Origin of the sequence: Flavobacterium sp. I3-2 (assembly GCF_013389595.1) — a bacterium.
Lineage (GTDB): Bacteria > Bacteroidota > Bacteroidia > Flavobacteriales > Flavobacteriaceae > Flavobacterium.
Map to the genome: position 1 here is coordinate 1,058,748 of NZ_CP058306.1, position 14,165 is coordinate 1,072,912.

The 14,165-nt window shown below is 33.2% G+C and carries 3 protein-coding genes; all 3 read right to left on the minus strand.

The window, feature by feature from the left end; translation table 11 throughout:
• Positions 1 to 6: 6 nt before the first annotated feature.
• Positions 7 to 939, minus strand: coding sequence for a type IX secretion system membrane protein PorP/SprF (locus HW119_RS05025; protein ID WP_177761759.1), 933 nt, complete (start codon positions 937 to 939; stop codon positions 7 to 9).
• Between the two features lie 19 nt (positions 940 to 958).
• Positions 959 to 12,961 carry a gliding motility-associated C-terminal domain-containing protein gene (locus tag HW119_RS05030; protein WP_177761761.1) on the minus strand — a complete coding sequence of 4,001 codons (12,003 nt, stop codon included), beginning with the start codon at positions 12,959 to 12,961 and terminating at the stop codon, positions 959 to 961.
• A 331-nt stretch (positions 12,962 to 13,292) separates the two neighbouring features.
• Positions 13,293 to 13,601, minus strand: coding sequence for a hypothetical protein (locus HW119_RS05035; RefSeq protein WP_177761763.1), 309 nt, complete (start codon positions 13,599 to 13,601; stop codon positions 13,293 to 13,295).
• Positions 13,602 to 14,165: the final 564 nt, after the last annotated feature.

Below are 14,165 nucleotides of genomic sequence, written 5' to 3' on the forward strand. Positions count from 1 at the left end.
TTAGTTTTAGAAGAATCTCGGTGAAGTTACACGACGGAATTTATTAAATAATTCAAATCGTAGGAAAACTTCATGTGACCCTGAGTTATAATTTGCAAGTTTTGTTGTGTCTCCATCATAAGAATATCCAATCATCAAACCGTCTGTAATTTGAAAACCTGCTAAAGCACTCCAAGCTGCATCCCAACGGTAGGCACCTCCTAGAGTAAGCTTTTTACTTATCAAGAAATTAGCCGATATATCTGCTTGTAAAGGTGCTCCATCGACTGCTTTTAACAACAATGCAGGCTTGAATTGTAAATTTGGATTCAGATCAAATACATAACCTCCAATTAAATAAAAGTTCATTCTGGTTTGGACTGTTGCATACATATTATCATCATATCGATCTGTTTGTAAAATATTTGGAACAGATAAACCAATGTAGCTTTTTTGAGTATGATAATAAACCCCTGCCCCTATATTTGGTGTAAACTGACTTTCTATATTTTTACTAAATTTTGGATCTGATGAATGCTGTTGATTCAAATCACTGAAACGAACATCTAAAATATTTGCTGATCCTTTTAGTCCAAAAGATAACTTGCTATCGCGGTTATTTAAATCGATTGTATAAGATAAATCTACTGAAATGGTATTGTCTTTTGAAACCCCAATTTCATCATTGATAAATGATACACCTAATCCTAATTTACTATTCTTGATAGGTGTGTTTATCGAAAAGGCATTGGTTTTAGGCGCTCCATCAAGTCCAACCCATTGTTCACGATGCATACCGTAAATACTCATCGCTCCACGTGATCCTGCATAAGCAGGGTTAATGTTGATAGTATTGTACATGTATTGTGTGAATTGAGAATCTTGTTGGGAATGTGCTTTTGCACATCCCAACAATAAAATCCCAATAATTAGTGTATTAATTTTTACTGAAAAATTCATAAATAATTTATTTTACAGATTAGTTTGACTCTAACTGGAAGAAACCTGTTTGCTCTTTTGGATATACTTCTCCATTACCTAAATCATAGTTATACTTAACTAGATAGTAGTATGTTCCTGATGGTAATAAAGAACCTCCATTAATAGTAGCGCGTGCATCTGAATGACCTTTGAATGTATTTCCGTTTGAGTTATAATTATTTGTTTTAAATACAACAACTCCCCAACGGTTATAAATTTCAACAGAGTTACCAGGATAACATTCAATTCCGTTTAATACTAATTCATCATTGAATCCATCTCCATTTGGAGAAACCGCATTGAATATTTCAATTTGGCAAGACATATGAATTATTTGTTCAAATGTAGTTTCATTATTACAAGAATCAGTTGCTGTCCAAGTTCTTAAAATTGAGTATTTAGTTTCACAATCTCCAGGAATCAGCTGATCATTTGTTGAAATTGTAACTTCACCACAATTATCAATTGCTGATAACTGTTCTGCATCCTTAAGATCTTCACACTTGATAAAGATTTCTTTTGCTGGTAAAGTTCCAACAAACTCTGGAGCTGTTGTATCCTGAACTGTAACAGTTTGCGTATGAACTTTTGTATTTCCACATTCGTCTGTTGCTGTCCATGTTCTCAATAAAGTATAGTTACTAGGACAATTTCCATCTGTTCTAACTTCTGTACTTACAACTTTTGCAAAGCCACAATTATCTGTTGCTGTTAATTCTGCAATCATAGGAACTGAATCACATTCTACTGTTATATCTGTTGGTAACATTTCAACAAATTCAGGTGCTGTCGTATCTTGAACAGTAATGTTTTGAGTATGCGTAACATCATTTCCACATTCGTCTGTTGCTGTCCAAGTTCTAACAATTGTATATGTGTTAGCACATGAGCCATTTGTAACAACTTCTGTCGCAGATACAGTTGCAAAACCACAATTATCCGATGCTGTTAATGTTTCCATGTGAGGAACTGTATCACTACATTCTAATACTAAATCTGTTGGTAATGTTCCAATAAATTCAGGTGCTGTTGTATCTTGAACAGTAATAGTTTGAGAGTAAGTAGATGTTAATCCGCATTCATCAGTTGCTGTCCATGTTCTTACTAAAGTATAATTATTTGGACACGAACCATTTGTTCTTGTTTCTATACTTGAAACTACAGCTATACCACAATTATCAATTGCTGCTAAAACAGCTATTACAGGAACTTCATCACTACATTCTAATGTTAAATCAGTAGGTAATGTTCCAACAAATGTTGGTGCAGTTATATCTTCAACTGTTATGGTTTGCGTATGAGTTGTAGTTAAACCACATGCATCGGTAGCAATCCAAGTTCTAACAATAACAAATGAATTTGCACATGAACCATTTGTTCTAACTTCTGAACTAGTAACTGTTGCTGTTCCACAATTATCTGTAGCAGTCAAATTAGCCATTGTAGGTATTGTGTCTTGACATTCTAATGTTAAATCTGAAGGTAAAGTTCCTACGAATGTTGGAGCTGTTGTATCTTCAACAGTAATCGTTTGTGTATGAACTGTTGTATTATTACATCCATCATCTGCTATCCAAGTTCTTGTTAATGTATAAGAATTTGAACAAGAACCATTTGTTCTAACTTCTGAACTAGTAACTGTTGCTGTTCCACAATTATCTGTAGCAGTTAGCACTTCAATTGTAGGAATTGCATCGCAAGAAACAGTTATGTTAGCCGGTAATGCTTCTACAAATATTGGAGCTATAGTATCAATAACAGTAATTGTTTGAACAAAGTTTGTGCTAATATTTCCACATTCGTCTTCAAAATTCCAAATTCTTACTTGAATATATCCATTTGTACAAGTTGCTGTTGTTACATCAGACACTAAATGAATAGTTAAATCTGCACTAGCTGAACAACTATCTGTTGCTGTCGGAACTAATGCTAATGCAGAAGCAATTTCTGTTGCATCTGAACATTGAACTGTTCTATTTAAATCACCTGCAACTGTTGTTATTACAGGTGCTGTTGTATCAATAATTGTTAAAGTTTGTTCAAAATCTGCACTAATGTTTCCGCATTCATCAGTAAAATTCCATGTTCTTACTTGAACATAAGTATTTCCACACGTTGAAGTTGTAACATCAGATAGTAAATTAAGTGTCAAATTAGCAGCAGCAGTACAGTTATCATTTGCTGTTGGAACTAATGATAAAGCTGATGCTATTCCTGCTGTATCAGAGCATTCTAACGTTCTATTTAACGCATTAGCAACAGTTGTAATTACAGGAGCTTGTATATCTTGAACTGTAATCACTTGCACATAATTAGTACTAATGTTTCCGCATTCGTCTGTAAAGTTCCAAGTTCTTGTACGAACATAACCTTGAGCACAAGACGCATTAGTAAGATCTGATACTAAAGTCATTGTTAGTCCTGCAAATGAAGAACAATTATCGGTTGCTGTTGGTATTAATGTTAAAGCCTGGGCTAAACCATTAGCATCTGAACATTCTAAAGTTCTATTTAATGAATTTGGAGCAGTTGTAATTACTGGCGCTTTCGTATCAACAACTGATATGGTTTGAACGAAATCAGCACTAACATTTCCACACTCGTCTGTAAAGTTCCAAGTTCTAACTTGAATATAACCATTTGCACAAGTTGCAGTTGTAACATCTGAAACTAAATTCATAGTTAAATTTGCTCTTGTTGAACAATTATCTGTTGCCACTGGCACAAGAACTAAAGCTGCATTTAATCCTGCTGGGTTTGAGCACTCAACAGTTCTATCTAATGAAGCTAACGCTGTTAAAACCACTGGAGCTGTTGTATCAGTTACTGTAATTGTTTGTACATGTGTTGCTGTTACTCCATTTGAAGTTGTCGCTACCCATGTTCTAACTAATTCGTATGAATTCGAACACGTTCCATTATTTCTTACCTCATCAAAAACAACTGTAGCTGTTCCACATGATGAAGTTGCTGTTATTGTTGGACGAGTTGGAACCGAATTACATTCAACGGTTACATCTGCCGGTGTTGCTGAGAAAACAGGTACTTCTGATCGATCTACTGAAATAGTTTGTGTATGAACTGTTTCATTTCCACATAAATCTCTCGCTGTCCATGTTCTTATTATCACATAAACATTAGCATTTGATGATTGTGTATCTGTTTCTGTAAATGAAACTGATGCTGTTCCACAATTATCTGTTGCTGTTAATGTTACAGCAGTAGGTATAGCTCCACAACTAACTGTTAAAGTAGCTGCTGGTAAAGTACCAACAAAACTTGGTGCTGTTGTATCAGTTACTGTGATTGTTTGTACATGTGTTGCTGTTACTCCATTTGAAGTTGTTGCTACCCATGTTCTAACTAATTCGTATGAATTCGAACACGTTCCATTATTTCTTACCTCATCAAAAACAACTGTAGCTGTTCCACATGATGAAGTTGCTGTTATTGTTGGACGAGTTGGAACCGAATTACATTCAACAGTTACATCTGCCGGTGTTGCTGAGAAAACAGGTACTTCTGATCGATCTACTGAAATAGTTTGTGTATGAACTGTTTCATTTCCACATAAATCTCTCGCTGTCCATGTTCTTATTATCACATAAACATTAGCATTTGATGATTGTGTATCTGTTTCTGTAAATGAAACTGATGCTGTTCCACAATTATCTGTTGCTGTTAATGTTACAGCAGTAGGTATAGCTCCACAACTAACTGTTAAAGTAGCTGCTGGTAAAGTACCAACAAAACTTGGTGCTGTTGTATCAGTTACTGTGATTGTTTGTACATGTGTTGCTGTTACTCCATTTGAAGTTGTTGCTACCCATGTTCTAACTAATTCGTATGAATTCGAACACGTTCCATTATTTCTTACCTCATCAAAAACAACTGTAGCTGTTCCACATGATGAAGTTGCTGTTATCGTTGGACGAGTTGGAACCGAATTACATTCAACGGTTACATCTGCTGGTGTTGCTGAGAATACAGGAACTGCTGATCGATCTACTGAAATAGTTTGTGTATGAACTGTTTCATTTCCACATAAATCTCTCGCTGTCCATGTTCTTGTTATAGTATAAACACTAGCATTTGATGATTGTGTATCTGTTTCTACATACGTCACTGTTGCTGTTCCACAATTATCTGTAGCTGTTAATGTTACAGCAGTAGGTATAGCTCCACAATTAACTGTTAAAGTAGCAGCTGGTAAAGTACCAACAAAACTTGGTGCTGTTGTATCAGTTACTGTGATTGTTTGTACATGTGTTGCTGTTACTCCATTTGAAGTTGTTGCTACCCATGTTCTTACTAATTCGTATGAATTCGAACACGTTCCATTATTTCTTACCTCATCATAAACAACTGTAGCTGTTCCACATGATGAAGTTGCTGTTATCGTTGGACGAGTTGGAACCGAATTACATTCAACGGTTACATCTGCTGGTGTTGCTGAGAATACAGGAACTGCTGATCGATCTACTGAAATAGTTTGTGTATGAACTGTTTCATTTCCACATAAATCTCTCGCTGTCCATGTTCTTGTTATAGTATAAACACTAGCATTTGATGATTGTGTATCTGTTTCTACATACGTCACTGTTGCTGTTCCACAATTATCTGTAGCTGTTAATGTTACAGCAGTAGGTATAGCTCCACAATTAACTGTTAAAGTAGCAGCTGGTAAAGTACCAACAAAACTTGGTGCTGTTGTATCAGTTACTGTGATTGTTTGTACATGTGTTGCTGTTACTCCATTTGAAGTTGTTGCTACCCATGTTCTTACTAATTCGTATGAATTCGTACACGTTCCATTATTTCTTACCTCATCAAAAACAACTGTAGCTGTTCCACATGATGAAGTTGCTGTTATTGTTGGACGAGTTGGAACCGAATTACATTCAACAGTTACATCTGCCGGTGTTGCTGAGAAAACAGGAACTTCTGATCGATCTACTGAAATAGTTTGTGTATGAACTGTTTCATTTCCACATAAATCTCTCGCTGTCCATGTTCTTGTTATAGTATAAACACTAGCATTTGATGATTGTGTATCTGTTTCTACATACGTCACTGTTGCTGTTCCACAATTATCTGTAGCTGTTAATGTTACAGCAGTAGGTATAGCTCCACAATTAACTGTTAAAGTAGCAGCTGGTAAAGTACCAACAAAACTTGGTGCTGTTGTATCAGTTACTGTGATTGTTTGTACATGTGTTGCTGTTACTCCATTTGAAGTTGTTGCTACCCATGTTCTTACTAATTCGTATGAATTTGAACATGCTCCATTATTTCTTACCTCATCAAAAACAACTGTAGCTGTTCCACATGATGAAGTTGCTGTTATTGTTGGACGAGTTGGAACCGAATTACATTCAACAGTTACATCTGCCGGTGTTGCTGAGAATACAGGAACTGCTGATCGATCTACTGAAATAGTTTGTGTATGAACTGTTTCATTTCCACATAAATCTCTCGCTGTCCATGTTCTTGTTATAGTATAAACACTAGCATTTGATGATTGTGTATCTGTTTCTGTAAATGAAACTAAAGCTGTTCCACAATTATCTGTTGCTGTTAATGTTACAGCAGTAGGTATAGCTCCACAATTAACTGTTAAAGTAGCAGCTGGTAAAACACCAACAAAACTTGGTACTGTTGTATCAGTTACCGTGATTGTTTGTACGTGTGTTGCTGTCACTCCATTTGAAGTTGTTGCTACCCATGTTCTAACTAATTCGTATGAATTCGAACATGCTCCATTATTTCTTACTTCATCAAAAACAACTGTAGCTGTTCCACATGATGAAGTTGCTGTTATTGTTGGACGAGTTGGAACCGAATTACATTCAACGGTTACATCTGCCGGTGTTGCTGAGAATACAGGAACTGCTGATCGATCTACTGAAATAGTTTGTGTATGAACTGTTTCATTTCCACATAAATCTCTCGCTGTCCATGTTCTTGTTATAGTATAAACACTAGCATTTGATGATTGTGTATCTGTTTCTACATACGTCACTGTTGCTGTTCCACAATTATCTGTAGCTGTTAATGTTACAGCAGTAGGTATAGCTCCACAATTAACTGTTAAAGTAGCAGCTGGTAAAGTACCAACAAAACTTGGTGCTGTTGTATCAGTTACTGTGATTGTTTGTACATGTGTTGCTGTTACTCCATTTGAAGTTGTTGCTACCCATGTTCTTACTAATTCGTATGAATTTGAACATGCTCCATTATTTCTTACCTCATCAAAAACAACTGTAGCTGTTCCACATGATGAAGTTGCTGTTATTGTTGGACGAGTTGGAACCGAATTACATTCAACAGTTACATCTGCCGGTGTTGCTGAGAATACAGGAACTGCTGATCGATCTACTGAAATAGTTTGTGTATGAACTGTTTCATTTCCACATAAATCTCTCGCTGTCCATGTTCTTGTTATAGTATAAACACTAGCATTTGATGATTGTGTATCTGTTTCTACATACGTCACTGTTGCTGTTCCACAATTATCTGTAGCTGTTAATGTTACAGCAGTAGGTATAGCTCCACAATTAACTGTTAAAGTAGCAGCTGGTAAAGTACCAACAAAACTTGGTGCTGTTGTATCAGTTACTGTGATTGTTTGTACATGTGTTGCTGTTACTCCATTTGAAGTTGTTGCTACCCATGTTCTAACTAATTCGTATGAATTCGAACACGTTCCATTATTTCTTACCTCATCAAAAACAACTGTAGCTGTTCCACATGATGAAGTTGCTGTTATTGTTGGACGAGTTGGAACCGAATTACATTCAACGGTTACATCTGCCGGTGTTGCTGAGAAAACAGGTACTTCTGATCGATCTACTGAAATAGTTTGTGTATGAACTGTTTCATTTCCACATAAATCTCTCGCTGTCCATGTTCTTATTATCACATAAACATTAGCATTTGATGATTGTGTATCTGTTTCTGTAAATGAAACTGATGCTGTTCCACAATTATCTGTTGCTGTTAATGTTACAGCAGTAGGTATAGCTCCACAACTAACTGTTAAAGTAGCTGCTGGTAAAGTACCAACAAAACTTGGTGCTGTTGTATCAGTTACTGTGATTGTTTGTACATGTGTTGCTGTTACTCCATTTGAAGTTGTTGCTACCCATGTTCTTACTAATTCGTATGAATTCGAACACGTTCCATTATTTCTTACCTCATCATAAACAACTGTAGCTGATCCACAAGATGTACTTGCTGTTATTGTAGGACGGGTTGGAATTGAACTACATTCTACTGTTACATCTACAGGTGTAGCTGAGAAAACAGGAACTTCTGATCGATCAACTGAAATAGTTTGTGTATGAACTGTTTCATTTCCACAAGTATCAGTTGCCGTCCATGTTCTTGTAATCGTATAAACATTAGCATTTGATGATTGTGTATCTGTCTCTGTAAATGAAACTAAAGCTGTTCCACAATTATCCTGAGCTGCTAAAATTACAGCCGTTGGAATTGTTCCGCATGTTACTGTTAAAGTAGCAGCTGGTAAAGTTCCTGAAAATGTTGGTCCTGTAGTATCAACAACAGTATATGTTTGATTATGTATAGTTTGATTTCCACACAAATCTGTAGCCACCCATCTTCTAGTTACAATATTTCCAGTTGTACAATCTCCAACAATTGTTGAGTCAGTATATGTAACATTTAATTGTTCTCCACATAAACCAGTAGCCGTTAAAACTGGATTTAAATCCACTGATCCACATTCAATAGTACCAGTTTGTAAGTTAGCTAACTGAGTTGCATCAAAAACAGCACTTGGTGTTCCAGGTACACAACAAACTGATTGTAATACAACTGGTTCACAAATATCTGATATTCCAAAATTAGATTTAAATTTTAACAATAGAGGAGCATAAGGTGCTATATAGGTACCTGAAACTGAACCTGATACAGTTGACCCTGAAGCTATAGCTCCACTAATTGTACCATTATTAACAATCAACAAATCATTAGAATCAATCAATCCGTCGCTGTTAACATCTTTATAAATGTCATATCTTAATAAATCTTTTACCTCAAAATTAGTTGAAGTATTAGTCAGATCATAATTAATATTAAAATTATGATTCAACCCATTAATTACTAAGTCTGTGCCAATTACCACACCTGAGATACTTGGTTTATTAGATGGCAAGTTAATATCTTTTAAAGTTGTCGTTGGAAATAATATTTCACAATTCTGCCCATTTACAATACAAAATGCATCTTTTACAACATATGTACCTAGTGTAGCAGTTTTCAATTCTACACAATCTAACACTTCTGTATTTGTTGCTTTAATCTTAAAAGTAAACTTAATTTTTTGACCACTAGCAAATCCAATTGGCAATTGCCAAATTAAAGTTCTTGTATTATTAGCTACAGAAACATTGTTCGCATAATTTAAATCAAAAACTCCAGTTGAGTTTGTAACTGCATTATCAAGAACAACACTTCCAGAAACTATATCATAAGCTCCATCAAATTGAATTCTGATTGACTCCGTGTTATCAGTAACACTTCCTGTCAAATTTGTAATTTCTACAACTAATTCTTCCTCATTGTTAACATGGAAACCACTTGCTGAAGCAGCATTAACAAATGTAAATGAAGAATCATAATTTTTATTAGTAGGAGCACCTGTGATGTTTATATTTTGTGAACGTACAATCACATCTAAAGCCGAAGCTCCACAACCTGATTCAGAGGCTACATCATAAATAATTCTTGAACCTGACAAATAGTTATTATTTCCTTGTGTTGTACACTGAGTTATAACCTTGTATTTAAGTATAAACTGTCTCAATAATGTATTACTCTCAGAGGTACCTGGCAAACCAGAATTCTGGAATGGTGTTACAACATCATAAATATCTACCTCATAATAACCTAATGTAGTATTTAAGGTAATACTAGAATCTGGTAAAGCTATATCAACCCCGTTATAATTAATTATAAAAGAACCATTAACAAAAGCTAATCCAGTTGGAAGTTTTATTCGAGGTACAATATTATAAGCATAACCTAATGCTGTATTTGATACAGTCAATGATTCATTGATTTCTGTACATATATTAAAATAATCAGATCCTGTAGCATTTACATTAGAAACTGCTTGTAAATTAGATACAAAAGTAGATACAGTAACTATGATTGATTTAGAATATGGTGCAGCACTTCTAAATTCACTTATAGCATCTGGTGATTTAGGATACCCTCCGCAATTGTAACCTGCTTTTACAACAAAGTTTGTCAAATCACAACTATTAAAGTCATTTGATTTAATTCGGATTGATTTTGTTTGTGCAATATCACCAATTTGTACCCAATATTTTCCTGTACCAAAATTAAGCGTTGGTAATTGATTAGCTCCATCCCAAAAAGTTGGAACCAAAAGACCTGTAGATTCTGGTTCAATAGAAATCCAAAATTTTTGTAATGTTGGATATTTATTAAATGTTGTATTGGTTATATTAATATCCCAATAAACTTCGTTTGTATTGGTTTGTTGATTAGGTTGCGATGATGAAATAGTGAAATTTGGCTCAATTTCAATTGGAACTCGAATATTTGAAGAAAATACCTGACCATTACCAATCTGTACCGATTTAGGTGTGTTTTGATTTAAACTATAAGTTATATCACCATCAATTAAAATCATCCTGAAATCATTATTCCAGTCCCCTGATAAAAAAGAATTATCAAGATAAACTACATCTGCAGTTATATAAGAAGATTGATAAGCTTCTTGATGATCTGTTCGTTGCCAATCATTATTAGAATTAATAAAAGTATATTTATTATATTTTCCATTCAAATCGACCTGTCCTAATTCATTTACTCCTTTAACTATAACTACTTGAGATGGTTGTAAAGGAATTTTAAATGAATTATTTAAATCAACATTACTTTTAACTGCTTGATAAAATGGTTGATTATCTGGTATAACAAGACAACTTGGAATTAATACTGTAAAGTTATTAATTTGGTAATTATAACGTAATTCATTAGGGAATATATCTGTTCCGAAAGCAGGATCATTACTAAAAAAATGATGTAATTTAAGCTGTATTGGACAACAAATAATTTGGTTTCTAAATTCCTGAGGAGCGAAACTATGAAAACTATAAACTACTCGAATTACATCGTTTTTAACATCCTGAAGACTAAGATCTGTTTCATTTGTAAGTTTGGTTAATAAGAAAGAACTAATATTATGTGTATTAGTTGTTACATTATTAACTACAGAGATATCTGTATCATAATCTACGTTAAACTCAAGTATTCCACCAACTTCTAGTAAATTTTCTAATGGACCACCTGTTAAAAACAAATTCATAACATCAAATTCGTATTTAGAGAAATTGGTTCCACCTTCATTAAAACTATGTGTGTAAGTATAATATCCCGATAAATCTGCTAATGGAATGTCAAAAGTAGTTTCGATATTATTACTATTTATATATTTACCTGAAATTTTAGTTAAACTAGCATGCAGAGCTGGATCATTTATATTTAGTAAATTTGCTCTAGGATACTGCATCTTAATTATCATTTCAGAAATATTATCATCTAAAATTTTAATTCTATTATTAACTACAATTTTATCACCGTTGATAATATCGTTTAAATTGATACCCGGAGTATTAGCATTAACGGGTAAATTTGTTACTGGATCAACTCCAAAAGTATTACGATTAATTTCAAAACCATAATTAGCTACAGTAGACGTAAAACAAGATAAATTTACTAATGTAGAAGCGCATGCAAAACTTGTCGGAAAAGCTACTGTTTCAGATTCCATTAAATAAGTACGAACAGATATCTCTACTTCTTCGATTTTAGTACAACCAACATCAACTACCATTGGAAGATAGTAATTGGTATCATGAAAGGCTAGGTTGAAATTAGTAGTACCATCTGTAATTGGTTTCAAATCATAATAATGATAATTATCAGGATTATTTACTCCACTAATTGCAGCATTATATGTTAATGTATATCTATTATCATTATTTCCTGAAAGAGTTGGAGAAAGAGTCAAATCAGGGCTAATGCCTAATGGTAAAACTACTCTAATTCTATAAAAAGCATTTTGTGCTCCATTATTTAGAAGTGTACCTATATAAACATTATTATTGGAAGAAATAAAATATTTTAAATTAAATTTATCACCTAACTCAAAAACATTACTTAATGAACCTGACTCTGTAGATAAATTTGTATCTACATAACCTATTGAAAAAACAGAAACATCCCCATAAGCAGCATTGTGCAAAGTTTCTACTCTTATTCCACAATCATTTTTATAAGAATAAGCCCATCTAATACCTCGTCTTGTAGGATTAAAATTACTACAATCAGCCACATTTCCATATAGTTGACGTAATTTAACAGTAAATGTAATTGATTTACCAGCAGGTAAATCATTAAAATTACCATCGCCATCTAAATCAGTTAAACCATCTGGTCCATCAGGATCATTTGCAAAATTTAAAACAAACGATTTTTCATTAGCTTCTGGTTGAAATGTTTGCCCTCCATATTGTAAGTCATAATATTGGAAACGACCAGTAACTGCACTAATTTGCTGACTACCATTTGTAAAGAAACCAAAAACTGCTCCAACATCTTTAAGAGGAGTTGTTCCATTATTTGAAATTGTATATGTACCCGTATCCCAATTTTGAGAAGCTATTCCTGGATATGGCAATTGATCAGCCGTCATCGTAACAGTAGGTGTAACTGAAAAGTAGCTTACGTCTCTAATAATAGAGTTACCGACTAAACAAGATGAATCAGTTTCTCCACACGAATTACTTAATTCAAATTCCAAGCTACTAGTACTCTCACTAGAACATGTTACATAAGTAGCTCTTACGATTAAGTTTATCGTTTCATTAATTTCAAAACGATTATTATTATTACCTATTGTAGCAAATTCATTAGCGCCAACTAATAATACATCTGTTTGCATATTATTGCTATCAGGTGTACCTAAAGTTAATTGTCCATTTGTTCCAGATACACTTAATTGTATTGTACTCGAATGTGTTATTAAAACCTTAAAACTTTTTGCATAAACAAGTGGATCAAGCGACGACTGAAGTATACTAACTGTATAATCTACATAATTACCTAAACTTGGAAATTGATGTACCAGTTGCGGAGTTATATTAGAAAATTCAAATTTAGGATATTTAACAACCGGATAATTTACTGGAGGAATTACATTAGTTCCACCAATAATCGTATAAACAATATCATCTTGAGTACTTAATAGAGTTTCATCACAAGATGTTTGAACTCTATAGCTTACTACTAATTCTGCACCTGCTGCCAGAGCAGAAGTTAAACTTTAGAGTAGCACCTGTAGGTGTTATTGTTTCAGTAACTCCAGTAGTTAGTAAATTTAAATATTTACTTCCTTCAGGTAGAGTTATCGAGATTTGACTTCCAGAATTTAATGGACCAGACACTCTAAAAGAAAATGTAGCTGGATCATCACATGCAATCACAGAAATTGGCATGTCACCTGGAGAGACAATAATGTTTTGTGCTTTACCCAAGAGGAAAGTAAAAAACATAAATAAAAATAAAATATATTTTTTTCCCATAGTTTTTTTAATTTATCATTTAAAACTTGATGCTTTCTTTTTCAATTTTTAGCATTTACTTTTCATAACATTTTTTTATCTATTTCATAAGTTTTTATTAAAGGTTAATATTTATTTCACACTCATTTTTTGGTTACTCTCTTTATCAACTTTTAACAAAGTCAATATCTGTGAAATTATAAAAAAATTAGATTCTTTTAACATAAATAGTTAAAAAAAACTTTATTATTTTTTTAATTAATGATTAATAACAAAATAAATTATCAGAAAAATCAATAAACATCATAGTTAAGAATGTTTTAACAAAATAAAAAAATATTAATTTAAGAGTTAAAAATCTACATAAAACGTCATTTTTAACCAAAAATCAATCAAACAGAAGGTTCAATTCTGTGAAAAAACGTCGAGTTAAGGCAATAAATCACAAAAAAATGTCATTATTTATACTTATAAAAATAAAAATGTTATAATAATTAATTAAAACAATATTTTAAGAAAATAAAATGAATTTTTTATATAATTCACAAATTCACTTTAATCAAATCCTATTGCTTTATTATTTAC